The 26,984-nt window shown below is 58.0% G+C and carries 15 protein-coding genes, 1 pseudogene and 1 riboswitch; of the genes and pseudogenes, 12 read left to right on the top strand and 4 right to left on the bottom strand.

Features of this window, described 5'->3' with window-relative positions; translation table 11 throughout:
* Nucleotides 1–137: 137 nt before the first annotated feature.
* Entirely contained in the window at nt 138–1,418 is a 1,281-nt protein-coding gene (locus ACFOTD_RS05345) for a bifunctional DedA family/phosphatase PAP2 family protein (protein WP_378116500.1), read from the top strand.
* A gap of 66 nt (nt 1,419–1,484) precedes the next feature.
* Nucleotides 1,485–2,972, top strand: a pseudogene (locus tag ACFOTD_RS05340) (DUF6044 family protein); the annotation flags it as partial.
* A 441-nt stretch (nt 2,973–3,413) separates the two neighbouring features.
* On the opposite strand, the gene ACFOTD_RS05335 reads toward ACFOTD_RS05340, so the two are convergent.
* Nucleotides 3,414–5,246: a right-handed parallel beta-helix repeat-containing protein gene (locus ACFOTD_RS05335; RefSeq protein WP_378116457.1), complete on the bottom strand. Its 1,833-nt coding sequence runs from the start codon at nt 5,244–5,246 to the stop codon at nt 3,414–3,416.
* Nucleotides 5,247–5,673: 427 nt separating this feature from the next.
* Between ACFOTD_RS05335 and ACFOTD_RS05330 the strand changes: the two genes are divergently transcribed.
* The 8 genes from ACFOTD_RS05330 to ACFOTD_RS05295 all read left to right on the top strand — a co-directional run bounded on the left by ACFOTD_RS05330 (nt 5,674) and on the right by ACFOTD_RS05295 (nt 22,231).
* Nucleotides 5,674–6,627, top strand: a complete 954-nt coding sequence (locus ACFOTD_RS05330; RefSeq protein WP_378116455.1) for an ABC transporter permease — start codon at nt 5,674–5,676, stop codon at nt 6,625–6,627.
* 16 nt (nt 6,628–6,643) lie between these two features.
* Entirely contained in the window at nt 6,644–7,513 is an 870-nt protein-coding gene (locus ACFOTD_RS05325; protein WP_378116453.1) for a carbohydrate ABC transporter permease, read from the top strand.
* 73 nt (nt 7,514–7,586) lie between these two features.
* Complete coding sequence (locus tag ACFOTD_RS05320) at nt 7,587–9,173, top strand: ABC transporter substrate-binding protein (protein ID WP_378116451.1); 1,587 nt, start codon at nt 7,587–7,589, stop codon at nt 9,171–9,173.
* Between the two features lie 138 nt (nt 9,174–9,311).
* On the top strand, nt 9,312–11,654 hold the full coding sequence (locus ACFOTD_RS05315; RefSeq protein WP_378116449.1) for a helix-turn-helix domain-containing protein: 2,343 nt from the start codon (nt 9,312–9,314) through the stop codon (nt 11,652–11,654).
* A 176-nt stretch (nt 11,655–11,830) separates the two neighbouring features.
* Entirely contained in the window at nt 11,831–14,545 is a 2,715-nt protein-coding gene (locus ACFOTD_RS05310) for an alpha-L-rhamnosidase (RefSeq protein WP_378116447.1), read from the top strand.
* On the top strand, nt 14,542–15,522 hold the full coding sequence (locus tag ACFOTD_RS05305) for a sugar phosphate isomerase/epimerase family protein (RefSeq protein ID WP_378116445.1): 981 nt from the start codon (nt 14,542–14,544) through the stop codon (nt 15,520–15,522). Before ACFOTD_RS05310 ends, ACFOTD_RS05305 begins: the two co-directional genes overlap by 4 nt.
* A gap of 14 nt (nt 15,523–15,536) precedes the next feature.
* The gene (locus tag ACFOTD_RS05300; protein ID WP_378116443.1) at nt 15,537–20,906 is read left to right on the top strand and encodes a discoidin domain-containing protein; all 5,370 of its coding nucleotides are present in this window, start codon (nt 15,537–15,539) and stop codon (nt 20,904–20,906) included.
* Nucleotides 20,907–20,974: 68 nt separating this feature from the next.
* Complete coding sequence (locus tag ACFOTD_RS05295) at nt 20,975–22,231, top strand: dienelactone hydrolase family protein (RefSeq protein ID WP_378116442.1); 1,257 nt, start codon at nt 20,975–20,977, stop codon at nt 22,229–22,231.
* Nucleotides 22,232–22,752: 521 nt separating this feature from the next.
* Here the strand turns inward: ACFOTD_RS05295 and ACFOTD_RS05290 are convergent.
* From ACFOTD_RS05290 to ACFOTD_RS05280, 3 genes are all read right to left on the bottom strand, one after another.
* Entirely contained in the window at nt 22,753–23,163 is a 411-nt protein-coding gene (locus ACFOTD_RS05290; protein WP_378116440.1) for a hypothetical protein, read from the bottom strand.
* Between the two features lie 282 nt (nt 23,164–23,445).
* Nucleotides 23,446–24,150, bottom strand: a complete 705-nt coding sequence (locus ACFOTD_RS05285) for a response regulator (RefSeq protein WP_378116438.1) — start codon at nt 24,148–24,150, stop codon at nt 23,446–23,448.
* Nucleotides 24,137–25,717 (bottom strand): ATP-binding protein, encoded by a 1,581-nt coding sequence (locus ACFOTD_RS05280; protein WP_378116436.1) that lies wholly within the window; start codon nt 25,715–25,717, stop codon nt 24,137–24,139. Before ACFOTD_RS05280 ends, ACFOTD_RS05285 begins: the two co-directional genes overlap by 14 nt.
* A gap of 372 nt (nt 25,718–26,089) precedes the next feature.
* Nucleotides 26,090–26,253, top strand: a riboswitch (cyclic di-AMP (ydaO/yuaA leader).
* Nucleotides 26,254–26,255: 2 nt separating this feature from the next.
* Here ACFOTD_RS05280 and ACFOTD_RS05275 point away from each other — a divergent pair.
* Both ACFOTD_RS05275 and kdpF read left to right on the top strand, forming a co-directional pair.
* Complete coding sequence (locus ACFOTD_RS05275) at nt 26,256–26,774, top strand: hypothetical protein (protein ID WP_378116434.1); 519 nt, start codon at nt 26,256–26,258, stop codon at nt 26,772–26,774.
* 91 nt (nt 26,775–26,865) lie between these two features.
* Nucleotides 26,866–26,982, top strand: a complete 117-nt coding sequence (gene kdpF, locus ACFOTD_RS05270) for a K(+)-transporting ATPase subunit F (RefSeq protein WP_378116432.1) — start codon at nt 26,866–26,868, stop codon at nt 26,980–26,982.
* Nucleotides 26,983–26,984: the final 2 nt, after the last annotated feature.

The raw sequence follows: 26,984 nt of genomic DNA, 5'->3' as shown, positions 1-26,984 counted from the left end.
TATTCGCGATGAACAACGGCATTTATTTCGACGTCCTTTGTTATGAACAGAAGCAAAGTGTTAAAAGCCGGTGTAAGTAGGAATGATACCATCAAGCTGGCCGCTTTTGCGCATCAGGGAGGCGATTGCCGTTGGACATGCTGACAAACTTGCTGGCGCACTACGGATATGGACTTATCTTCTTGTTCCTGTGTCTCGAGATGCTCGCACTGCCGCTTCCCGGCGAGATGATGATGAGCTACATCGGACTTTTTGTATATGAACAAAAATTGAGCTGGCTGTTCAGCATCGTATCGGCAGGCGCGGGCGTGTTGAGCGGCGTGACGCTCTCTTACTGGATCGGGTACCGGCTGGGCCGGCCGTTTATCGTTCGTTACGGGCATCGCGTCCATCTGACGGAAGCGCGCATAGACAAGCTGACCCTCTGGTTTGAAAAGTACGGGGACAAGCTGCTTTTCGTCGCTTATTTTATTCCCGGCGTCCGCCATATAACCGGATATTTTTGCGGCGTGACCCGCATGCCTTTCCGGCGTTATGCGCTTTATGCATATACCGGCGCGATATTCTGGGTGGGGCTGTTTATCTCCCTGGGCAAGGTGCTGGGTCCCAAGTGGGAGCTCTACCACTCGACGGTCAACCGTTATATGATCATCTTCGGCATCGCCTCGGCCGTTGTGGCCGGGTTGGTTTACGTTTACAGGAAATACAAGGGACGAGTCTTCGACACGCTTATGCAGCTTCTGACGCAAGGGGTGCGCCGCTTTCATTCGTTCGGCAAGGTGCGTTTTTTGCTGCTGGCTTCCTTCGCCGTCTTCGTAGCGTTTTTCTCGTTAATGCTCGGCGTGATTCAGGACTTTTTGGGGCAGGAGTTCGGGCAATTCGACGAGATTGCGTCCTTTCTGGTCATCGCCTCCTTCGGTCCCGGTTGGGACGGATGGATGCACGCCTTCGAGCAGCTCGGCACGCTTTATTTGTATGGTCCCGTGCTTGGCCTGACGGCGATTTGGATCATGCTGCACAGCAAGGAGCGTAGGCTCGACCTGCTCTTTCTCGTATGGGTTGTCGTAGGCGGGGAGTTTCTCGACGAAATATTGCGCACGGTCTTCCATCGTCCGGGGCCGGTCGCGGCGGACGTTCAGCTTTTTAATACGTTCCCCAGCGAGGAAACGCTGATTACCTTGACGGTCTGCGGATTTTCGGCATTCCTGCTGCTGCGCCACTACCACTTTCGTTATGTACGGGTTCCCCTCGTGCTGGGCGTCATCTTGGTCTGCCTGGCGGTGGGCGTCAGCCGGATTTATTTTGGGGTGCAGTACCCTAGCGACGTCTTCGCAGGCTATGTGTTCGGGGGCGCATGGATCAGTCTCCATGTGATGCTGCTGGAGATTCTGCGGAAGCTGCGAGCCGTGGGGGATTGATGGCAGTCTTAATCGGCAAAAAGGCAATCGGCAGTGGGCAATCGGCAATCTTAAAGGATAGGCAGGTCAACCATGCGGCAGGTGATGAACGGTTTGCCGCGGGGCGCATACGGGACGGAGTTCAGCGGCATCGTCTGGCTGTACGCGCTCTTTCCTACAATGACGGCTTATGCGGCGAGCCAGCTCATCACGAGGATCGTCGCTTTTTTCGGCATGTACTTGCTGCTTAAAAGACACTTGCTCGCGCAGCAAGACGCCGGCCTGATTCGCGTCGGCGTTGCGCTCGCTTTTGCCTTGACGCCGTTTTGGCCGCCGGGCATGCTCAGCACGTTGGGACAGCCATTGGCGCTGTGGGCTTTTTTGAATATTCGCAACAGGGCGAAGTCTTGGCGGTCGTGGGCCGTTATCGCGCTTCTGCCGCTGTACTCCAGCTTCGTTCTCGGATTTTTCTTTTTTCTGACGGCGATGGGCTTGCTGTGGCTGCGGGACGCGATCAAAAAGTGCAAATGGAACCCCGTTTTTCTGTGGAGTATCGGATTCATGACCGCGCTTTATTTGGCGATCGAATATCGCCTTGTTGTAGGGCTCGTCGCAACGGACATCCCCACCAGCCGTTCGGAGTTCGTCGAATCCACGAATGGTTTGTTGAAGACGATCGGACTCGCCCTCATCAATTTTGTTTGGGGTCACAGTCATGTATTAACGATGCAGGCCGTGGTGATTCTGCCCGTTTTCTTGACTGCTTTAAAAATCGTGTTCGAGCGTAGAAGCTGGCGCGCCGACAAAAGATTCGTTTATTTGCTGGGGCTTAATTTCATGTTGTCCTTGTGGTACGCCTTCTGGTTTTACAAAGCGTGGGAGCCGATCAAGGAACGCTTCTCTTTGTTGACGACGTTTAATTTTGGGCGGTTTCACTTTCTGCATCCGCTCGTCATTTACGTCAGTTTTGCGCTTGGCCTGTGCATCCTCTGGAGACTGGGCGGCAAGTGGCGCAAGAACGTGCGCTTTTTTCTGATCGCGCAGATCGTCTTTCTCTTCTTCTGCAATGACGAGATCGTGTACCGCGTCGACGGGCAGCCGTCGATCGGACAGTTTTACGCGGTGGACCAGTTCAGGCAGATCCGGGCTTATATCGGCAAGCCTCTCGATTCCTACCGGGTAGCCAGCATCGGACTGCATCCGTCCATTGCGCAATATAACGGCTTTTACACGCTGGATTCTTACAATAATTATTATCCGCTGACGTACAAGCATGATTTCCGGAAGATCATCGCCAAGGAGCTGGACAAAAGTCCGGATTTAAAAGCTTATTTCGACGAATGGGGCAGCCGCTGCTATCTGTTCGCCAGCGAGCTTGGAAAGAACGCCGAGTTTAAAAAGGACACTTCTGCGCAAATCAACGATTTGCAGCTGGACATAGATGCGTTTAAAGCGATGGGCGGCCGCTATATTTTCGCGGCCGTTCCCGTCGTGAACGCCGAAGAAGACGGACTTCGGTTGCTGAAGATGTTCGACGACGCGCAGTCCGCCTGGCGGATTTACTTATATGTGGCGAATGAAAAACAGGGCTGTCTCAAAAGGCTGCTTCGCCTGGGCTGGCGGGGAAGTCCCGCCATGTGGCGTTGTGCAGCGTCACTTTGCCATGGTTGGCGGCGGGGTCCCGCCATGTGGCGCTGTACAGCGGTTCTTTGCCATGGTTGGCGGCGGGGTCCCGCCATGTGGCGCTGTACAGCGTTTCTTTGCCACGGTGGCGTCGAAGTCCCGCCATGTGGCGCTGTACAGCGTCACTTTGCCACGGTTGGCGGCGAGGTCCCGCCATGTGGCGCTGTACAGCGTTTCTTTGCCATGGTTGGCGGCGAGGACCCGCTATGTGGCGCTGTACAGCGTTTCTTTGCCACGGTTGGCGGCGGGGACCCGCCATGTGGCGCTGTGCAGCGTTTTTTTGCAACGGTTGGCGGCGGGATCCTGCCGCCGGTCCAATATAGTCGGCCAAGCTTAGAAGCCGATGTTGTCCTTCAAGTGGATCGTGCCGTTTTTGAATGTCGTATTGGCGCCCTTGTCGTTAATCAGCGTATTGCCCGTGAAGTAGATATCCTTGATCTGACCGTCGCCCCATACTCCGATTCCGCGGTGCGCGGCGTTTTTGATCGTGTTACCCGTGAAGGTAACGTTGTCGATCACGCCGGTCGACGCGTACACGAGCACGTTCGGATGGTTCTGCGGCTCCTGGATGCCTGTGTGGTCGACCGTATTGCCTTTGACCGTAACGTTGTTGACGTTGGTCGTATTGTACGAGCCTTCGCAGGCGATATAAATGCCGGCCATTTGCGTATCTTTGACGGAGTTGCCTTCAATTAATACGTCTGTGCCGCCCACGACGGAGATGCCGCGCGCCAGGGAGCCGTATCCGACATCGTTGTTGCGGATCGTGATGTTCTTGACGGCCGGCTCGTCGTAGCTGACGACCGCGATCGTATCGTCGCCGACGCCTTTTACCAGGTTGCCTTCGACCGTTATATCGCTGCTGCCGTTCGTCATATGAATGCCGTCGGCGCCCGTCGAATCGACGACATTATTCGTGATCCGGCCGCCCTTGGCTTCATAGGTGACCATAATGCCGGCCGTGCTGGACTTGTACACATAAATGTTGTCGATGACGAAATTCGTAGCGCTGCGGACGGTGATGCTGTTTTTCTCGTTCGCGCCGTTGCCCCGCGCGACCGTCGTCGCATACGCATGCTTAATGCCGCTTAGCGTGACGCCGTCGCCCTTGATGTCGATGGAGCCGTTCTGCGGGTCGGTGGAGGTGAGCGTCGTCTTGTCCTTGCCTGCGCCGCGCAGGCTGATGCCGTCAAGCGTCAGGATTTTGGCGAGCGTGAAATTGCCGGCCGGCACGGTTACGAGCTTGCCTTGCGTCTTGGCCTTGGTCAGGCAGGAAACGAAGGCGGCATAGTCGTCCTTGCCGTCGTCAGCGATGGCGCCGCAGCTCGTCACGTCGATGCCTGCTGCCGGTGTAGGCGTTGCGGTTGCAGTCGGCTTGGCAGTAGGCGTCGGTGTAGGCGTCGGAGTAGGTGTCGGAGTAGGTGTTGATATAGGCGTAGGGGCCGTTGCCGTCGGAGCGACCGTTACTGTCGGCTTGGCTGCCGGCGACGGCGTAGCGGTAGGCGTCGGAGTCGGTGTAGGCGTGGCAGTCGGTTTTGCCGTTGGAGTCGGAGTAGGTGTCGGTGTTGGAGTCGGCGTTGCAGCCGGCGTATCGGACTTGAATTCGATAGTCGGACTCCAGAGCGTTTCGTCGCCGACAGCGGTATTTCTGCGGTTTACGATGAAGTAGATCGCCGTTCCTTTTTCGACCGGAACGCTTCCGACGCTCTTCGGCGCGTAGCCTTTGACAAGCGTCAGCGTATTTTTCCACAGCATCTTGCTGTCCTTGAGGACCGTAACGACGATGCCGTCCCCTTGCTCGGAGCTTCTGGATACTTCTCCGGTAATCGCGATCGTGCCCTTATCCGGCGCTACCCACTTGAGGACGGAGTCGGCGTTCTCGTCCGGATACTGCTTATCGCCAGAGACCCAGGGATAAGCGGCGTTCGCAGGTTGCCAGCGCTTGTTCGCGGCATTATATACGAGATCCGTGTACACGGAGCCTACGAGCTTCTGATAATACCATTGATGTTGGCCCTGCACAGTTCCGAAGTCGGCGGCGGCGGAGAACACTTGCGTAGTCGTGCTGCTTGCGGCGTATGCCGGCTTTTCGGTATAGGACGAGAAACCATAAACGACACCGAGAGCCAAAACAAGCGCCATAGCCACCGAACTGAACTTTTTCAAGAAAAAACCCCCATCGCATGTTTGAATGTTTGAGTGAGCGGGTAAAGACGGAGTGACAGGTCTGTAAACTGAATATCGGCGCTTAAAACGGCGGCATGAATATCTTGGCAGCATCTTGTTGCGTGCCAATTTATTCCTGCTGCTTTTCGAGCTGAATTACGCCAACTTACATACCATCGATTCCGTCTTCAGCCGTGCCCCCCAGACCTTCTCCTTGTTGCCTCTCCCGCATGTCCCCCTATATTTCTATTCAGCGGCATCGACATCCGGACGAGCGCTCCCATAATCGGGCTGCACTTCCTATCCGTACGGCAATCTAAAGCCCGTACATCGTCAAAACAAAGTTCGATCGTGGATTTAAACTACCGGACCGGCAAAAACCGATGCTAAGATGAGCCTATCTTCCAAGGAAAGGGGCTCGCGAGCAATGAAATCGGTGCGCATACAGGGCAGCCGCCGCACCAACCGATCAAGCTTCATCGTTACTTTTAAACGTAACAAATGGCTGTTGTTATTGGCCGCGCCGGCTACGATCGCCGTCATTCTATTCTCTTATCTGCCCATGTTCGGCGTCGTACTCGCATTCAAGCGATACAACTTTACGGACGGCATATTCGGGAGCCGATGGTCGGGCTTCGACAACTTCAAGTATTTGTTCGCGACGCGGGATGCGTTCAACAGCACGATCAACACGGTCTATTTAAATGCCCTGTTCATCGTATTCTCGCTCCTCGGTTCGATCGTCGTCGCCTTGCTCATGATGGAAGTGCGCAACAAGTGGCTCGTGAAGTCCTATCAATCAGTGCTGTTTTTTCCTTACTTCATCTCCTGGGTCATCGTCGGCTACTTCGCTTATGCGCTGCTCAACTACGATACCGGCACGGTGAACCGACTGCTGGAAGCTGCAGGGCTGGATGCCGTTCAGTGGTATACGAAGCCGCAATACTGGCCGGCGATAATGGTCCTCGTCTATGTATGGAAAAACGTCGGCTACTTCAGTCTCATTTACTTGGCTGGAATGCTGGGCATCGACAAGGAGTATTACGAGGCGGCGACGATGGACGGGGCGACCAGGCTCCAGCAGATTCGAAAAATCACGCTTCCGCTGCTCATCCCGCTCATTACCATTATGGTGCTCATGCAGGTCGGAAGAATTTTTTTCGCGGATTTCGGCCTGTTTTTCAACGTCACGCAGAACAGCGGCGCGTTGTACAGCACGACCGACGTCATTGATACTTACGTATTCCGTACCTTCCGCGTACTGGGCGACGCGGGCATGGCCACGGCGGCAGGCTTGTACCAGGCGGTATGCGGGCTTATCCTTGTGTGCATATCCAACTGGCTCGTTAAAAAAGTAAATCCGGAAAACGCTTTGTTCTAAGAAAGGATGTAATGGCATGAGCCGCAAAATCGAATGGGGCCGAGGGTTCGTTCACCTGACGCTGCTTCTTCTCGCCGTCGTCTGCATCGTTCCGCTGCTTCTCGTCGTATCGGCCTCGTTCTCGGACGAGACGGCGATCGCCGAATACGGCTATACGATCATACCGAAATCGATCAGCATGTACGCGTACCGCTACATTCTGTCGAATCCGTCGCAAATTTTTTCTGCTTATGAAGTGACCATTATCGTCACGATCGTCGGTACTGCGCTCAGCCTGTTGATCTCGTCCTGCCTTGCGTATGCGCTGTCCCGGCGGGACTTCGCGTACAGGCGCGGCTTCGCGTTCTTTATTTACTTCACGATGTTGTTTAACGGCGGACTGGTGCCTAGCTATATGCTGGTCACTCAGACGCTGCATCTGAAAAACAGTCTGGGCTCGCTCATTCTTCCGTATCTGATCGTACCGTGGTTCGTGCTGCTCCTTAGAACCTATTTTTCCGAAATACCGGAGCCGCTGCTCGAAAGCGCCAAGCTGGAGGGGGCCGGGGAGCTGAGAATTCTGTGGAACATCGTGCTTCCGCTGTCGCTCCCGGCAATCGCCACCGTCGGTTTGTTCATCATTTTAATGTATTGGAACGACTGGTATCTGGCACTTCTGTACCTGGACGACAGCCACAAGTTCCCGCTGCAATATTTGCTGTACACGATCATGCAGAACTTGTCGGCGATCAAAGCGAATCCGATGCCGGGAATGGCGATCCACCTGCCCGGCGAGAACACCAGGATGGCCATCGCCGTCCTCGCAACGGGACCGATCCTGTTCGTTTTCTTATTCGTGCAGCGGTACTTCGTGGCGGGACTGAAGGTCGGCGCGGTCAAAGGATAACGATAACGGCTTATACCGGGAGCCCGGATAAGTATAGATGGACTGTCATACGTAGACACAGGGAGGAAAGAAAATGAAAAGGGCAAAGCAATGGCAAGGGTTGGTCTTGTCCGCATGCATGGCCGGGACGATGATACTGGCGGGCTGCGGCAACAACAACGGAGAGAACGATACCGCGTCAGAAACGGCAAAAGCTTCGGCGTCCGCGGGGGCTTCGGCAAGCGCGGCAGCTTCCGAATCCGCACCGACCGCGGCCAGTCTGGCGCCGGTGGAGCTGTCCTGGTACGTTCCCGGCACGCCGCAAAAAGACACCGAGCTGGTGGAAGCCGAGATCGACAAATATCTGAAGGACAAGATTAACGCGACCGTCAAAATCAAGTTCATCGATTGGAGCTCCTTCGAGCAAAAGATCAACGCGATGACGGCGACGGGGGAAAATCTCGATCTCGTCTTCACGGCATCGTGGTTCAACAATTACATCACCAATGCCGGCAAAGGCGCGTATGTCCCCTTAAACGATCTGCTCGATCAGTACGGCCCGCATTTGAAGGAGAAGTTCGGCAAGTACCTGCCCTCCGCGCAAGTCAACGGCAAGCTGTACGCGATTCCGTACAACATCAGCGCCATGGCGCTGCAGCGCGGGATCGACGTCAGCAAGGAGCTGGCCGACAAGTACCAGTTCGATCCGAACGGCATCAAGAAGCTGGAGGATTTCGAGCCGCTGTACGCGCAGATCGTACAGAACGAGAAAGGGATTATCCCCGTCGGCATGGACAACAACCAACGCTCTTATCTGGCCATGTATACGCTTCCTTATATGTTCATCGACAACAAGCTCCCGGGCGCCGTCAAGCAAGGCGACGACTCGCTTACGGTCGTCAACCAATATGAGACGCCTGAGTTTAAGCAATACGCGGAGCTGATGAGAAGCTGGAACGAGAAGGGCTTCATCAACAAGGACTCCGTCTCGCTGAAGGATTCCGATACCCCGCTGAAGGCGAAGAAATTCGCAGGCATCGTCGACAATGCCGCGCCGGGCTGGGATGTGTCGTTCAAAAACAACTACGGCTTCGATATTTACCAGGTCACGACGACGGAACCCGAGATCACGACGTCCGGCATTTTCTCCAGCATGACCGCAATCAGCAAAACAAGCAAAAATCCCGAAAGAGCGATGATGCTGCTGGACCTGGTGAACTCGGACCCCGTGCTGCTCAACCTGTTCGCGTTCGGGATCGAAGGCAAGCATTACGCGGTCGTCGACAGTTCCTCGGACATCAAGATCATCAAGCGGCCGGACGGCGTCACGGCAGAGACCAACGGCTACGATCTCAACGGCGGCGGCTGGCTGTTCGCGGATCCGTGGATCCTGTACGACTACAGCCCGGACCGTGTCGCGCAGGTCGAGGCCCAGAAGGCGTTCGTCGAGGCCGCCAAGCTGTCGCCGATCCTCGGCTTCGTCTTTAATCCGGATGCGGTGAAGACGCAGGTGGCGAGCGTCACGGCCATATTCGATCAATATATGCCCGCGCTCGGATCGGGCTCGCTCGACACGGCCAAGGCGCTCGCCGAGTTCACCGACAAGCTGAACAAAGCCGGCGCCAAGGAGATCGTACAGGAAATGCAGCGGCAGATCGATGCCTGGAAAACGCAAAAATAAAACGAGCGGATCCGGATTCGTAAGTCGGAGTCAGCGAGCGCACGGCGATGCCGGCGCTCCGCCTGGCTCTGATTTCTTTCCCATTTTCCGCGCAGAAGGCGTTATGATAGGGGAAGCCCAGCAAAGGAGTCCACAGCGATGAGATTTCTGAACCGTTCCTACAGCATGTACAAGAAGATGATTCTCTACATTTCGGTTCTGATCGCCGTCGTTCTCTTCGTGCAATCTCTGATCCTCAATCGCAATTTTGAGAAGATCGGATCCAGAATGACGTTCGATTCGAACGTGAATATGTTGTCCCAGATCAGCTACAGCGCGAATTATATGAACGATGCGGTGAGAAGCTTCGCCGCCACCATCTATTCAGACCCTAACAATCTTCCGCTGCGATACGCGCCATCGGCCAATCCGGAAGAGACCTACGGACAGCTCCAGATCATCGATACGATGGTCAACCAGTCTCCCTATATTTATTCCGTATACATATACAACGGCGAGCAGGACCGGTTTTACTCCTCGAAAACGGGAACGATCGTCGATGCCGATCATTTTCCGGATCGGGATCTGGCGCAGCTGATCGAACAGAATCTGCTGCCGGCCGATTATCAATTTTCGCCGATTCCCCGGCAAATTCCGCTTAACAGCTACAACGGGGCGAACCGGCTGGCTACGAACGTGCTGACCTACCTTATATGCGACCGATACTCCGACAGCGGACGCATTCAGAGCGCCATCGTCGTCAACGTGAAGGTGGATTATCTGACGGGTCTGATCAAGGAGCTGAAAAATAAAGGCTCGTCCCTGTCCAACGATGTCGCGATCTTAACCGGCGGCGGTCTCATCAGCGACGGATTGCATGCCGATGCGGAGCAGACAGGACCGCTCACTAAGGCTTCCATGCAGCGGGTCGTGGGCAGCACGGAGAAGTCCGGGTATTTCAAAGCCGGTTCCGGAAAAGACAGCAAGCTCATTACCTACGTTTCCTCGGACATTTTGGACTGGAAATTCGTAAGCGCTACGCCTTTTCAAGAAATCGTCAAGGACATCAATAAGCTCAGGCTGGTCACTTACCTCGCTTGTGTCGTGATCGCCGCCATCGGGCTGGTGCTGGCCTATTTTCTGTCCAAGCACCTGTACTCTCCGCTGCGCCGGGTGATCGGCACGGTCGGCAGCGCGGTCAATGCGGATCCGGCCGGGGCGCAGATCAGCGAGATCGAATTTTTATCCCGGGTGTTCATGGATAACATCGAATCGGCCAAGTCGCTGAAAATCGCCAAAAACGAGAACGACAACCGGCTGAAGCAGCAGGAGCTCCGCCATGTGCTCACCGATCGCAGTCTGAGTCCGGAACAGATCGAGAAGACGTTCCTTCGTCTGCATGTCGGCCTGCTCCCGCACAGTCCGCTTTTGGTCTGTCATTTTGCGATCGACGATTTGGACGCGTTCCAGCGCCGATTCAGCTTGCGGGACCAGGAGCTGTTCCGGTATATGGTCGGGAACGTAAGCGGCGAGATGATCGACGGGCAGTTCCGCCACGAATTCGTCGTTCTGGACGGTCGGCAGCTGATCCTGATCGCGCAGAGCCGGTCGGACGATGCCGTGGGCGCATATTCGCAGGTGCCGGGGCTGATGCGAAGCATTCAGGAATGGTTCGCGGAGAAAACCGGTCTGTCGCTCACGGTCGCCATCGGATATCTCGTGCCGGACGTATCGGAGATTCACGCCGCCTACCAAAACGCGGTTGAACTGTCGAAGTACCGTTTCATCTACGGACATCGATCCATATTGACACCGGAGAATACGGATGCCGTCAGCGCGGAGGCTTTCGAGAGGCCCATTAGCCTTGAGCGTCAGCTGGACGAGAGCCTGTCCGCAGGCAAGCTGGACGACTGCATCCGCCACTATTCGGATATCGTCCGGCACATCTCGCGTTATTCGTACGACGACGTCGCTTCCTATCTGCTCTACTTTTGCTACCTGATCTATATGAAAGTCAACGACCTCGAGTCCAAGGGCTACGACAAGCTGCCACTCGAGATCCAGCCGTTCACGCAGGAGATCGTCGCCTGCGAGACGCTCGAGCAGGTCAACGTCAAGTTCATGGAAATGTTCGCGTCGATCGCAGAGGTCGTGAAGCAGAAAAAATTCAAACGAAAGAACGCCCTTGCGGAAAAAATCATTCACATCCTGGAGACGGATTACCGCAACAAAGGCTTGTGCCAGGAAGGCGTCGCCAGCGATCTGAACGTATCGAAGGACTATGTGGGCCGAATATTCAAGGAGACGTACGCCCAGTCCTTCGGCGAGTATCTGAACGAGATCAGGCTGAATCGGGCGGCCCAGCTGCTCAGTACGACCAAAAAGAACATCGCCGAGATCGCCGAGGAGATCGGCTGGGAAAATAAAAATTACTTGTACACGATGTTCAAGGCCAAATTCGGCATGACGACAAGCGAATATCGAACCAAATTCGGCCTGTGAGCGCACAGGCCTTTTTTGCGGAAATTTAGAGGCTCGAAGTACAGTTAAATAAACAAATGACGTGATCTTAAACTTTAAAGCGAAGCCCGGCGCTTGTCATAATCAAGGCGACGGACACGGCACGACCGTTAGAGGGTGTGCGTCGAACGCGTCGAATTTGAAGGCGGAGGCTTCCTATGGAACAAGACAGCGGTTGTCCGTTTGAAACGGTGTCGTTAACGTGCGAGTACGCGGTCAATCCCATCGGGATTGAAGAAAAGCGCCCGCAGCTCGGCTGGGCGATGACGCATAAAGAGAGAGGCCAACGCCAGACAGCCTACCGGATTGTCGCGGCGAGCTCGACCGGGCTGCTGGAGGCGGACCGCGGCGACTTGTGGGATACCGGCAAGCTCGAGTCGGCCTTGTCCTGCGGCATCGCGTACGGCGGGACGGCGCTTGGCAGCGGCGAAGTCTGCTACTGGAAGGTAAAGGTCTGGGATGCCGACGGACGCGAAGGTTTATTCAGCGATACGGCTTCCTTCGAGATGGGCCTGCTTGAGCCGGGAGACTGGAAGGGCGGCTGGATCGGTCCGGCCGGCGGCTGGAACGGCGCGTCGGTGCTGCTGCGCAAGGCATTTCGGCTGGAGAAGAGAGCGGTGAAGGCCAGGGCCTATGTGGCCGGTCTCGGTTACTTTGAGCTGAGGCTGGATGGCAGCAAGGTCGGCGATCATGTGCTTGATCCGGGTCCGACCGACTACGGCAAGCGGGTGCTCTATGTGACTTTCGACGTGACGGATCTCCTTCATGCCGGCGACCATGTCATCGGGCTCGTCCTGGGCAATGGTTGGTATGGCGCGCCGAAGGCGCGCATTCAGCTGAATGTCGAGCTGGAGGACGGCTCGCGGGAGGAAATCGCCACGGCTTGGGATTGGGACAAAGGCTGGCATATCGCGCAAGGTCCGATCGCGAGCAACAGCATCTACGGCGGGGAAACGTACGATGCGAGACTGGAAAAGGAAGGGTGGGATACCGTCGGTTACGATATGGCCCGGTACAATCACCGGGCGAACGGATGGATTACCGCATCGGCGACGGACGGTCCCGGAGGCGCGCTCGTCCCGCAGACGATGGAGCCGATCCGGGTGATGGGGGAGCTGGAGCCGACCGAAAGCCGGCTGCTAGGCGACAAAGTGCAGGTGTACGATTTCGGCCAGAACATGGCCGGCTGGGCGCAGTTGACCGTGAACGGCGAACGCGGCGCAGCCGTCAAGATGAGATATGCGGAGACGCTGCATGACGACGGCTTCGTGGATCAGGACAACCTCAGACTGGCCGAGGCGACGGACACCTACATTTTGGGCGGAGGCGGGGAGGAGGTTTATGCGCCCAGATTTACGTATCACGGGTTCAGATACGTGCAAGTGGAGATTGCGGCGGGACAGGCGCAGGTCGAGCGGATCGTCGCCCAGATCGTGCGCTCCTCCGTCCTCGCCGCGGGAGACTTCGAATGCAGCGACGAGCTGGTCAACCGGCTCCATCGCAACGTCTGGTGGACGGAGGCAAGCAATCTTCACGGCATGCCGACGGATTGTCCGCAGCGGGACGAGCGCATGGCCTGGCTCAACGATGCGACGGCGAGAGCGGAGGAGGCGTTCTACAACTTCGACATGTCGCGGTTTTATCCGAAGTGGCTGGACGACATTGCGGATACGCAGGACGAACGGACAGGCGCGATAGCCGACACGGCGCCGTACCGCTGGGGCTTCCGGCCGGCCGATCCGGTGGCGAGCTGCTACCTGACGATTCCGCTGATGCTGTACGGGCATTACGGGAACAAGAACGCGCTGCGGCGGCATTATGAAGGGATGAAGGCGTGGAACCGTTGCCTGGAGGAGGAAGCGGAGGACTTCATCGTGAGGCGCAGCTACTACGGCGACTGGGCTTCGCCCGTCGTCGAATGCGAGCCGAACGGCGAAGGCGACGGAGCGGTCTCGCAGCACACGCCGGGCGCGCTGGTCTCGACGGCGCACTTCTATTGGAATGCGACGCTGCTGGCCCGGGCGGCGGATATTCTGGAGCTGCCGGACGAAGCGTCGCGATTCGCGGCATTGGCGGACAGCATCAAGCGGGCCTTTAACGCGGCTTTTCTGGATGCGTATACGGGCCGGTACGCAGGCGGTGGCCAAGGCCCCGGCAGCATCGCGCTCCGGTTCGGACTGGTGCCCGAAGAACGGGCCGCCGCCGTCCTGGCCGATCTGGTCCGCGATATCGTCGATCGTTACGACTATCATCTGAGCACCGGCAACCAATGTACCAAGCATATGCTCGAGGTGCTGGCCGAGCGCGGACAGATCGAGACGGCTTACAGACTCGTGACGCAGACGACGTATCCGAGCTGGGGCTTCATGATCTTAAACGGCGCGACGACGGTATGGGAGCGATGGGAGCTGGACATCGGCAATACGATGAACTCGCGCAATCACCCGATGCACGCCCATGTCGGCTCTTGGCTGTACAAGTATGTGGCCGGCATCGGCCTCGCGCAAGATGCGCAAGGGTTCGACCGGATCCGGATCAAGCCTTATCCGGCGGGAGACCTCGCATTCGCGGGCGCCGGCTTGCAAACCGTTAAGGGGCGGGTAGCCGCGCGGTGGCAGCGGGAGGAGGGAGCCTTTACGATGCAGGTCGAACTGCCGGCCAATGCCGGCGGCACGGTCTGTCTGCCCGTTCCAGAAGGGGAATGGGAGATTCATGAGGAGCACAGTCCAATTTGGCAGGCGGGGCGGTTTGTGGAAGGAGCGGCGGGCGTCTATGGCTGCGCGCCGAAGGATGGGTACGCCGAGCTTGCGGTCGGCTCGGGCAGCTATGTTTTCACGGTACGAAAAATGAACGCGAGGGAGCGGTCGGCATGAACAAGTATGCAGTCATTCTCGGCAATCTGGGGAACACCCGGGACCGGTTCTTAAGCTCGGGCTACAAGGATCAGCCGGATCAGGCGGAGATGCTCCGCCAGGCGGCCGAGATCGATGGGATTCAAGGCGTGGAGCTTGTCGGGAGCTGGGATATTACGGAGAGCACCGTCGAGGAGATCGGTAACCTGCTCGATAAAAACAGCCTGCAATGCGTATCGATCATTCCCGACTTGTTCGCCCAGAAGCGGTGGGGCGGCGGGAGCTTCGCGGCCAAGTCCGCGTCCGTCAGGGAACAGGCGTTGGAAGAGACGATGAAAATGGCGGAAGTGGCGCGAAAATTGAAATGCCCGCTGATTAACATATGGCCGGGGCAGGACGGTTACGATTACCCGCTCCAAGGAAACTTTCTGCAGGAGAGAGTCTGGCTGCAGGAGGGCCTGGCCAAAGCGTGTGCGGCCTATCCGGACCTCCGCTTCAGCCTCGAATACAAAGTCAAAGAGCCCAGGACGCACAGCTACCTGGCTCGCGCCGCCGATACGCTGCTGACCGCCGTCGGCACGGCGCTGCCTAACGTCGGCGTGACGATCGATACCGGACACTCGATCATGGCGGGCGAGAACATGGCGGATGCGGCGGTGCTGCTGCAGCAGACGGGGAACAGGCTGTTCCACATGCATTTCAACGACAACTACAGAGCCTGGGACGACGACATGATCGTAGGCTCGATTCATTTTGTCGAATATATCGAGCTGCTCTACTGGCTGAAAACGACCGGCTACGAGGGCTGGTACTCGATGGATCAATACCCCTACAGGGAGGACGGCCAGGGCGCGGTTCGGGAAAGCGTACGTTTTCTGCAGGGGATCGAGCGCATGCTGGACGACGTGGCGATGGACGAGATCGGGGAATTAATCCGGGAAGGAAATGCCGTCAAGTCCACGGCCTGGTTCCGCAGCAAGGTATTTAACCGACAATGAGAGGCGGAGTACCTGTGAGAACGATAAAAGCCTGTGCAGCCGGAACGATCGTCGCCATCGCCGCTTTGCTGGGGAGCGACCGGCCGGCAAGCGCCAGCAATGCGGCTCTGCCGATCAGCTACGTTGCCGCATCGTCCCATCAGACGGGCTACGAGCCGGCCAAAGCCGTCGACCGCGTTTACGACAACGCGGCAAATCGATGGGCGGCGAATGCCGCTCCTTCGGCCGCAAGCCCGCAGTGGATTTCTTTTGACCTCGGCAGCCTGAAATATGCCGGCGCGATCGAGATTTTCCCCGAAATCGGCAGCGGGCCGAAGGACTTTACGGTCGAGACGTCGGCGGACGGCGTCTCGTATACGGTCCAGCGTACGGTTCATTTAACGGCCGACAAGCGGACCTACAGCAGCTGGACGCCGCTCAAAGCCCAATATATCCGGATCAAGGCGACGGCGGGCTTTGGCGGCAAGATGCAAATTCGGGAGGCTTATCTGTTTTCGGAAATTTACCCTTATCGCGTAGGCACGTTGGCCGCTGGCGATCCTTACGACTTCTCCAGGCTCACCGAGGCCGGCTTCGACGCGTTAAAAAAGGCGAACGTACAGCTGGTCAACATGGCCTTGGGCGGGTATGCGCCCGATTACGCGGCGCAGATTCTTCCGAACGGCGGCGATCCGGACGTCGATGCCAACTATGACTGGGCGAAGGCGGACGAGACGGTCGGGCGGTTCGCCAGCCACGGCTTCGACATGGCTTTCGGCCAGAATATCGGTCTCACCACGACCGCATGGCCGCAATTAAGCGATCCGATGGTGGACGAGCACGGCAATGCGTTCGACACCTCGATCCGGGGCAATCCTTTTGCAAGCGATTACTTGACGTTATCCAAAGCCTTCGTTAAAAAAGTCGCCGCACACTTCGCGGACAATCCGTATGTCAGGTCTCATTTGCTTACGGGTCCGGGATTTTTCGGCGGCATGGAAATCTTCGGCGGCGATATCGTGAATCCGTCCTTGTACGTCTACGACGACAACGCCAAAGCACGATTCCGGGAGTGGCTGCAGACGCACTACGCCAGCCTCGCCGCGCTGAATTCGGCATGGGGAACCGCCTATGCGTCATGGAGCGGCGTTCAGCCGCCGCTGCCGCTGAGGACCGGCATGACCGGCGCCTACGATGCCCGTCAGAGCTGGTCGGATCTCATGTTCTGGCTCCGCGACTATATCGTTCAATTCGCGCAGCAGACGGCTTCGGACGTCAGGTCCGTCACGGACAAGCCGCTGTCCGTCGAGATCGACGGCACGAATCTGTTCAGTCCGATGGAGAGCCAGGCCAGCGTGGGGCTGGTCGCGAGAGCGTTCGGCGATTACAAGCCGTTCGTCCTGGCGGGAAGCTCGTCCGACGAAGTGTTCGGCTCCGCGGCGTTGGCCGCCGCCGCCCGATTCTACGGCTACGATACCGCGATGGACAACGCGAACTATGAATCGGCCGAGATCAGCGACGACACGATGTTCGGGCTCATGTCGAAGGGCATCGGCACGTTCAACAACAGCAATCTGGCCGAGGATTTTATCGGCAGCGGCTGGGTCGGCGCGCCGCATACGACCGGCTGGGATCCTTCGGCCAGCTATACGCCGACGCAAGAACTTAACCAGTTCGCCGAGAAAACGAAGCGGCTGCTGGCGGTCGACCCGCTGCCGGCGCAGAGCGACGTCGCCGTCTATAATTCTTTTTACTCCAGCAATTACCGCAAAGGCTACCGCTATGACGACTATATGAATATTTACGACAAGGATCACGGCGTCGGCTTTAACGTCCGTCCGTTCGCCAGCTGGTCCCATTACATCGACAGTCCGGACATCGTCGACGATTTTCTGATCGAGGACGGCGCGCTGTCGAACTACAAGCTGCTGGTGACGGCCAATGCCAGCCTGACGCTCACTTCCGATACGGCGCAGGGCAACCTCCTCAGCTGGATTCACGGCGGCGGCGCCATCGTCGGCTTCGGCAAGGACAGCTTCAACTACAAGCTGAACCTGTCGACCCGCTCCATCTCCGGCGGGACGAACGTGTCCGACTGGATGATGGGATTGTCCGGGGGCGCCGCTGCGACGACGACCGCGAGCCGCACGGCAAGCGTGGCGGCTAACAAGCCGGACTGGCTGACTTCGCTGAAGCCGGGAGAGACGGCCACGTTTGCCGTGGAAGACGTCAGCCAGGCGCAGGCGTTCACCTCGCTCGTCAGCGGGGCGACGCCCGTGCTGGTCGACGGCAGCGGCCGTACGATCATGGCGGAATACGACTACGGCGCCGGCAAGGTGCTGTTCAGCACGATTCCCGTCAGCGACAGCGAGCTGTTCCACGATGAGTTTATGGGCAAAATCTTGCACGACTTCGCCGATCATGCGGGAATCGTGCGGGAAGTGGCGTATGACGGCGATCGCTTCCACGCGGCCTATATGGGAACGAACAAGCTGGACGACAGCAAGGTCGTCGTCGTCGCCGATCCGAAGTACATGGCTGGCGGCCAATATTCCGCCAACGGGGAGGTCGCCGATCCCCAGTACCAGGGGAACGGGCAGACGATGACGATCAAGACCGGCGCCGGTCTGAACGGTCAGGCGGTGACGTTGGATGTCACAACGCCGTGGAACCATGTCAGCGGAGGCACCATTCGGGAGACCTCGTTTAATACGCCGCAGAAATTGGTGACGTTTACCGCTTTTTCGTCGCAGCCGCTGACGCTGCAGGCGCTGCCTTACGGGTATTTGCCGATTGCTGGCGTAACTGCCGGCATGTCCGAGAAGCCCTATACGCCGGATAGGGTAGCCGACGGACTGAAGGAGGACTCGGGCTACTGGCTGGGCGGAGGCGCGTCGGCGGCGAATCCGCAAGTGCTGACCGTTGATCTCGGTAAAGTGTACCCGGTTGCCGGCATGGAGCTGTATCCGTACGCCGATGCCGACGAGAATGAGCTGTTCTCGTTCGAGGACGGGCGATACGACGGCTGGACCGTCACCGGCGCCGCGTTCGGCACGGCTCCAAGCTCGGGGACGCACGGCGGCCTTGTGACGAACGTCAAAGGCAAGTTCTGGGCCGATTCGAAATGGGGCGACGACTCGATCACGGGCAAGCTACGGAGTCCGAACTTTATGATCGACAAAGACTTATTAAGTCTTCGTATCGCCGGCTACGACGGCCCGGCAGGCACGAACCAGCAAAATTACATTATGATCAAGCGCGCTTCCGACAACACGCCGCTCTATGTCGTTCGGCCGCCGCAAAGCGACGCGCTCGTGACGCGGCAGCTCGACGTACAGGCATGGATCGGAACGGAGGCATATCTGGAAGCGACGGATGCCGACGTCGATGCCGCGTACGGCTGGATCGGCTTCGACAGCGTCTCTCTCAGCAATTACAAGGACAAGGGCGCAGTCGCAGACTTCTCGTTCGAGCAGGGCACCTTTGCAGGCTGGAGCGCTTCCGGCGCGGCCTTCGGATCGGCGCCTTCGAGCGCGGATCACGGCGGGCTGGCGACGGGCTGGCGGGGCGTTTATTGGGCAGATTCGCTGCTCGGGGGACAGGCTGCAACAGGCACGCTTACCTCGCGCCCGTTCATACCCAAAAAGGAGCTGCTGACCTTCCGCATGGCGGGGTTCGACGGAACGAGCGGCGCCGAAGGCAAGAACTTCGTCTATCTGCGAAGAGCGTCCGACGACGCCATCCTGCTTACGGCCAAGCCGCCGCAAAGCGGCAGCTTCAAGCTGGTAACCTGGGACGTATCGGCTTACATGGGGACGAGCGTGTATATGCAGGTCGTGGACGGAAACGGCGGAGGCGCCGATGCCTGGCTCGGAATCGACGACGTCCAGTATAGCGCCGATCTTGGATTCGAACGCGGCACCTACGCCGGCTGGACCGTTACCGGAACGGGCTTCGGGTTGTCGCCGACCTATCAGAAGACGGATCCGACGCGTCCCTGGGGCAAGAGCGTGGCGTCCGTGCCCGGCTACAACGGCAAATACTTCGCTTCGACGCATGCCGCAGGCAGCACCGCAACGGGGATCTTGACCAGCCGAAGCTTCGTCGTCGACAAGCCGATCCTGTCGTTCCGCGGCGCGGGATACGACGGACCGGGCGGCAGCAACAACCAGAATTACTACTGGCTGATGCGCGCTTCGGACAATACGCCGCTCATCGTAGGCAAGCCGCCGCAAAGCGATCATTTCACGACGACTTATTGGGATGTGTCCGCGTACATCGGCGAGGAAGTCTACTTCAAAGTGGAGGATACCGACGCCTCGGACGGCAGCGCCGGCTGGATCGCGTTCGACGACCTGCAGCTGCTGAACAACTTCGACTTCGAGATCGGCACTTGGGCAGGGTGGACGACGACCGGCACGGCCTTCGGCTCGTTCCCGCTGCTGTACGATCCGAACGGAAGCGTGAGCGGGTTCCGCGGATCGCGTTACGCGGCCTCTTATTTGAACGGCAATACGCCGACGGGGACGCTGACGAGCGAGCGCTTTACGCTTGAGAGCGGGACGTTTTCTTTCCGCAAGGCCGGCTACGACGGCCCGACTGGCACGAACGACCAGAACTTTTACTATTTGCGCAGAGCCTCGGACGACGCCATTCTGTTCAGCGCCAAGCCGCCGCAGGACGATTCGTTCGTGACGGAGACATGGGACGTATCCGCCTATATCGGCACGAAGGTTTATTTTCAGGCGGTGGACGGGGCATCCGATTCGTGGCTGGCGGTGGACGATATCCAGTGGCGCGGCGCCGGACCGAAGGCGTTTACGGTTCAGGTATCTTCGGACGGGACGACCTGGAGCGCGCCCGTGCTCGCCGTGGCCGATCAAGGCAACCGCTTCGGCAGCTATTCCTGGACGCCGGCGAGCGGGCGTTATATCCGGCTGAGCATTACGGAAGGGTATGGCGATCAGGTTGCGATCAAGGAGCTCGCGTTCCGCCAAGCGTTGACGGAGCTGCCGATCGCGGCGGCCATCGCATCGTCGGAGGGAGCGGGCTACGAGGCGGGAAAGGCGATGGACGGCATTGTCGATTCCGATAGCAACATGTGGGCGAGCGTCGGCGCTGCGCCGAACTGGATTCGATTCGACCTGGGCGCCGTCAAAAGCGTGGGAGCCGTCGAGGTATTCGCCCGCAACAGCGCGTTCGCGCAAAAGCTGGGGCCGGCGGATTTCAGCGTTCAGGTGTCCGCCGACGGCATCAGCTGGACGACCGTGTACATCGCGAAAAACAACGGCGAGAACGATACGACCTACACGTTTCCCGCCGCGAGCGCCAGATACGTGAAGCTGGACATCGCGAGCGGCTGGAACGGAACGTCGCAAATCAGGGAGGTCAAAATTTTCGAATGAGTGCGTACTATGATTCGCGTGAGTTGCGTGATTCGAGTGATCTGGGTGATTCGAGTGATTCGAGTGATTTGCGTGATCTGCGTGATCTGCGTGATTCGTTTGATTCGCGTGGTTCGCTTGCAGGCGGGAAGCGGCTGTTCGATCTGGATTCGCCCGTCTACCGTATGCCCGCCGTCGCCCCTTGCCCGGAGTTGGATTACCTATCCGCTTCGGGGGACATCGTCAAGGCCTTGTATTTCCGGGGCCTTGATTACCTCGGCCAGCCGACGCGGGTATTCGCCTATATGAGCGTTCCCGCAGAAGCATCCCCCGCGTCGCCAGTGCCTGCCGTCGTGCTCGTTCACGGCGGTCTGGGCACGGCGTTCGCCGAATGGGCGGACAAATGGCGCGCCCTCGGCTATGCGGCCATCGCCATCGATACGGAAGGAAACAAGCCGATTGCGCCGGGGAGCTGGGATTACGAGCGGGACGATCCCGAATTGGCCGGTCCCAAAGGCGATCCGACATTCTCGACGATCGACCGGCCTTTGTCGGAGCAGTGGATGTACTTTGCCGTCGCCAAGGCGCTGCTCGCGGGCACGATCCTTCGCGGCGACGACAGGATCGACAGCGGCAAGATCGGGATCGTCGGCATTTCCTGGGGTGGATTTATCGCCAGTCTCTCGATCGGGCAGGACGAACGGTTCGCCTTTGCCGTCCCGGTATACGGCTCGGGTTATTTGCAGGAGTCTCAAGGCGACTTCAGATCGAAAATGGCGCCGGCTCCCATCGCTTCGCTGTGGGATCCATCCGTCTATTTCGATGCCGTGAAGATGCCCACGCTTTGGCTTAACGGCGACCTCGACTACGCTTTTTCCCCGGACGCCACGAGCAAGTCCGCCGCCGCGACCGGGGGGAGCCTGTGTCTGCTGCCCGATATGGGGCACGGACATGCCGAGGGCTGGGCGCCTTCGGAAATTTACCGGTTTGCGGACGGCGTGACGAAGGGCGGCCCGGGGCTCATCCGGATCGTTCGCCAGCCGACGGCATCGGCAGGCCATGGCATCGAGTTGGCGTTTAAGGCGCCTGAAGGAGTCGTGGTTACGGAGGCATATGTCCGCTGTTCGGAGGCCGGGCCGTCCTACGCCGCCGACGGCGAAGACGGCGCTTGCCGGGCGACCACGCCGTGGCTCACCGTTCCGGCAGTCGTCGACGAGTTAAGCGGCACTGTTCGTGCCGAGCTTCCACCCGGAACGCAGCTTTACTACATGAACATCGTCGGAACGGACGGCGAAAGGTCGTTTACCGTATCTTCGCAGTTGGTGCGCTTGGAAGGGACGTTGTAGTACGTTCCGCAAGATGGAGGCCTCGATCGGCTGCGATCGGGGCCTGTTTTAACAGGATGGCCGGAGACGCTCGGATGTTGGGGAGAAAGGAACTGCGGCAATCCGCCTTCAAAGAGCGAGTTACACGGAAAAACCGTGCAACTCCAGCAGAAGCCGCCTCCCAAGAGCGAGTTACACGGAAAAACCGTGCAACTCCAGTAGAAACCGCCTCCCGAGAGTGAGTTACACGGAAAAACCGTGCAACTCGAGCAGAAACCGCCTCCCGAGAATGAGTTACACGGAAAAACCGGATAAGCGCCAAAAGGCAGATCGCCGCGCCCGAGTCGCTCATAAAGGTATCGATAAGCGCCAAAAGGCACGATCGTCGCCTCCGCCACCCCCAGAAAGGTGCCGATAATCGCGACAGGACGCTAACGCCGGCTATTATTATGTGAGCAATCCGGCGGCTGACGGCGCAACGAGAGAGAGACGCAATTTATGTAAAGTACGATTGCGTAAGCCAGAAACCGAAGCGCCGCCCGCTAAAACAAACAAACATACTGGGACGCCCGCTCCATCAGGCTTGTCCGGCGATCCGCACGAACGAGTTGTTCCTTGCCGATCAACTGCTGCAGCGCCGCTCGTGCCAGGTGCGAATATACGCTGTTTCCGCCACATCTCCGCGCCAGCTCGTATGCATCGCAAGGCTGTTTGGCATTCAGCATCTTCCGAAAGCCATAGGACCAGATCACCCAATCGGACGGCTTATCGCACGCTTCGAGCACCCATTCGCTCGTAAGCGGCCCGGTATTCGTGGATAAAAGTAAATGAACTTCGAAGCAGACACGCTCATTTTCGGCGAGAGGCACGATGAAGAGTTCCAGCTTTCTGATCTGAACGACTTGCGGGGGTCTTGCCGGAGCGGCCGGCGGTTCGATGGCTTGCACTTGCATGATACGGTATCTCTCCCTTCGAGCCGCGACGGCTTGCCATTTATGATAGGCCGATCCTCGCGATCTGTAAAATGCAGCGATGGCGGATAGGCTCTTCATAAAGGCAAATTTTTCGGCCGCAGTAAAACTAGGCTCGAAAAACGACTCTTTTTGCGATAAATCTCGTCGTCTCTTGCATTTGCATTTGTTCGGTCAACTCCCGAAGTTAATCCCGCAAGTCAATCCCGTAAGTCAATCCCGCAAGTCATTCCCGCAAGTCAGCCCCGCGAGTCAAATCCGATATCAGTCCCGCGAACGAAACCGATAGCCGACGCCAGGCTCCGTCAATATAAACTGAGGCTGCGTCGAATCGGTCTCCAGCTTTTTGCGCAGGTGGCCGATATACACCCGCAGGTAGTGGCTGTCGGACTCGCCGTGCTGATCGCCCCACACCTGCTGCAGCAGCTGACGCTGGGTGACGACTTTGCCGGCGCTCACGGCCAGCAGCTTGAGCAGGTCGTACTCGGTCGGCGTCAGCTTGACCCGCTCTCCGTTCAATTCGACGACGCGATGAATCAGATCGATGGTCAGCGCGCCGAACGTCAGGACCGGCTCGTTAACCGAGTGGGCCGCCGCATGCCGCAGCGCCACCCGGATGCGGGCGACGAGCTCGCCCATGCTGAACGGCTTGGTCACGTAATCGTCCGCGCCACCGTCTAGCGCCACGATCTTGTCTTCCTCCCGATCCCTGGCCGTCAGGACGATGATCGGCGCCAGCGACCATTCCCGGATGCGGCTCAGCACCTCCAGGCCGGACAGATCCGGCAGCCCGAGGTCGAGCAGGATCAAATCCGGCCGCACGAGTGCTGCCTGCTGCAGTCCTTCCTCGCCTGTCGCCGCTTCGTGCATGACGAACCGATAAGCCTGCAAAGTCACGCGAAGCAGCTTGCGAATTTGAGGCTCGTCGTCCACGATCAAGATCCGTGCGCCTTGCTCATTCATCGCCATCGTTCTCCGTCCTCTGTTCTCTATGCCTTTCATCGATCTTGCCGCTCTGCTGCTGATCCGGCGTGTTCAGCGGAAGCGCGATCGTCATGACCGTGCCTTGCGGCTCGTTGCGCCTTCCCGAGATCGTACCGCCGTGCAGCTCCGCGATTCCTTTGCAAATCGCGAGCCCTAATCCCGTGCCCGTCACTTGCCTCGTGGCATCGGCGCGATAAAACTTATCGAATATCCGCGCGTATTCCTCCTCCGCAAGTCCGGTTCCCTGATCGGCCACGGCAATGACCAGCGTGTCCGGGTCGAACGATACCTCAATGTCGATCTCGCTGTAGTCCGGGCTGTACTTGATCGCATTGCCGACGACGTTCGCCAGCATCTGCTCCAGCAGCACCTCGTCGCCAGACACAAGGGGGACTTCATCGGGCAGCCGTACCCGCAGCTTGCGATGCTCCTTGTAATCCTGCACTTGAGACAGCGTCACTCCGATCAGATCCTCCACGTCGCACCAGTTTTTCCGCAGACGCAGCATGCCGCTCTCCAACTGCACCATGCTGAGCAAATTTTTAACCAACCTGTTCATCCGCAGCGCGCCGTCGCGAATATTGATCGACAGCTCCTTGCGGTCCTCGGAGGTAAACAGTTCGTCATCCGACGCCAGCACGGTGGCGGAGCCGATGATCGCCGCAAGCGGCGTCCGCAGCTCATGAGAGACGGAGTCCAGGATCGCCGTGCGCAGACGCTCGGATTCCGCCGTCAGATGCGCGATCTTGGCCTCCTCGGCCAGCTTCGCGCGGGCGACGGCGCTGGCGGCCAGTCCGCCAAGCGCCTCGAGCATTTGCCGCTGCCCTGCGGTAAAGAGGTTTTTCCGTTCCTTCAGATTAAGCGCGAGCACGCCGTATACGCGGTCCTCGGTCCGCAGCGGCAAATAACAGCCGGGCGCGTCCCGCAGCGTACTCGAGCCATAGCCGACCGCTTCGCCGTGATCGAAGGCCAGTTTGGCGGTCGCTTTTTCCGCTTCGCCTCGTCCCCAATCGCTATCCGCGGCGGAGCGGTGGCTCAGCGCCAGATTGCCCTTGGCGTCCGGCATATAAATGGCGATCTCGCTGCCCATCGATCGCGCCGCTTGAAGCGAGACGTTATCGAGCAGCACATTCACGTCAGTGATCGCGTTCATCTGCCTGCTCAGCGTGTATAGCGCCGTCGTCTGCGCCTCTCTTTGCTTGGAATAGAGCAACTGCTGCTTGAGCCTGGAGGCCAGGCTGGCGGTGAGGGCGGCGACGGCCACATAAACGACGAACGAAACCACGTAACGCAAGTCCGCGACCGAGAAGCTGAGCGTCGGCGGAACAAAAAAGAAATCCAGCGCGACGATCGCGAGTACGGCCGCGTAGACCGCGGGGCGAAGGCCCCACCAGACCGCGCTGACGAGGATCGGGAATAAATAGATCAGCGCAATATTCACCAGATCGAACGCAAGGCCGAGCAGATGCATGACGACCGTCATGAGCGCGACCAGGAGGGTGATGCTTGCATAAGGCCGCCAAGATGCCCATAAAGCTTGCAGGTTCCGCAACAACTTCCACTTCCCGCCCGCTCGTATTTTCGGTCTCGATTTCCTTAAGATTACTGTAAAAAGCGGAGAAAATAAACCGTAAAAGGGTGTAAAAATACTATAAAAATCACTCATAATCTTAATAATATTAAGTATTCGAGAGTAAACGGAAGTATGGAACTTAATTTATTTCCAAAATGAACGGATTTTATTGAATATCGGCCTATACCCTAGTTGGGTTCCTTTACAGCGTTGCAAGCCGGGCTTAAGATACGTGCAGAACGATGCCTTGCAAGCAAATTGGCGCCGGCCAGACAGTTCGATGAAGGAAGGGATTAAGAGACTGTTTGAACAAAAGTCATGACAAATCGCTTGAACGAAAGGCATGAACAAAATCGTTAAACGCTGAATCCTGGAACGAGCAGGAACGGGGGAACCAATCGGAGCCATCATCGGCTCCACGGGGTGAATCGCCTGGCACATGACGGTGCCCGGCGTAGGGCGGCTCTCGCGCCCGAATCCGACAGCTAACCTCGCAAGCGTATCGGAGAGGCAACACTTGTCGCGCGCGATCCAAGACGACGGTCTTGATCAGGAAGCCGCGGGAAAGGTTCCTCCTTTGCCGGGCTTCTTTTTTGTTGCCTTCTTCCTACATTCGGAGGGGGAGCTTATGGAACAACGTCGTATCTTGGTGGCTGCGTCGCATGCGGCGGGGAGAGACTTCATTCGCCAGGCGCTGTACAAAAAGCTGCCTGTGGCCGCGCTCGCGAACAACGTCAGAGAAGAAAAAGCGTTGAGGAAGATCGGAGTAAGCGAAGTTGTGCATGTAAATACTTCCTCTATAAAAGATAACGCCGCCGCGCCCGCATTTCCGATCGGCCGGGTGTTCATTTTTGAAGCCAGTCTGCCGCTGACCTGCCGGTATTTGCAATGGGCGGCCGGGTGCTCGTGTCTTGCGATTACTGTCGTTACGCATGCCAGGCATCCGGAAGTCATTTACAAAAAGCTGGGCGCGACCTACGTGGTGCGCACGCAAACCGGGGAAGTCGGATTTTTGCTCAGCCGTCTGCTTGAGTGATTTTCAAAAAGGAGTGTATGACCTTGCTCGATATTTGGATGACTTTGACGTTACTCGCCGCCTTTGCGCTTGTTGCCGGATTCGTAATCTGGTGCGACAAATCGATCGACGATGCGGGAGGCGAGCGCGCATGACGATCGTGCTGATTTTCACCGGCCTGCTGCTGATCTACCTGGTGTACGCCTTGCTGCACCCGGAGAAATTTTAACG

It is taken from the genome of Cohnella sp. GCM10012308 (assembly GCF_042649185.1).
Lineage (GTDB): Bacteria > Bacillota > Bacilli > Paenibacillales > Paenibacillaceae > Cohnella.
Note: the sequence above shows the minus strand (reverse complement) of the source record. Positions and strands in the feature narration are given on the sequence as shown.

Coding starts and splice junctions, on each gene's coding strand:
- ACFOTD_RS05320 (WP_378116451.1), top strand. CDS start 7,587: ATGAAAAGGGCAAAGCAATGGCAAGGGTTGGTCTTGTCCGCATGCATG.
- ACFOTD_RS05315 (WP_378116449.1), top strand. CDS start 9,312: ATGAGATTTCTGAACCGTTCCTACAGCATGTACAAGAAGATGATTCTC.
- ACFOTD_RS05325 (WP_378116453.1), top strand. CDS start 6,644: ATGAGCCGCAAAATCGAATGGGGCCGAGGGTTCGTTCACCTGACGCTG.
- ACFOTD_RS05345 (WP_378116500.1), top strand. CDS start 138: ATGCTGACAAACTTGCTGGCGCACTACGGATATGGACTTATCTTCTTG.
- ACFOTD_RS05310 (WP_378116447.1), top strand. CDS start 11,831: ATGGAACAAGACAGCGGTTGTCCGTTTGAAACGGTGTCGTTAACGTGC.
- ACFOTD_RS05305 (WP_378116445.1), top strand. CDS start 14,542: ATGAACAAGTATGCAGTCATTCTCGGCAATCTGGGGAACACCCGGGAC.
- ACFOTD_RS05290 (WP_378116440.1), bottom strand. CDS start 23,163: ATGCAAGTGCAAGCCATCGAACCGCCGGCCGCTCCGGCAAGACCCCCG.
- ACFOTD_RS05285 (WP_378116438.1), bottom strand. CDS start 24,150: ATGGCGATGAATGAGCAAGGCGCACGGATCTTGATCGTGGACGACGAG.
- ACFOTD_RS05330 (WP_378116455.1), top strand. CDS start 5,674: ATGAAATCGGTGCGCATACAGGGCAGCCGCCGCACCAACCGATCAAGC.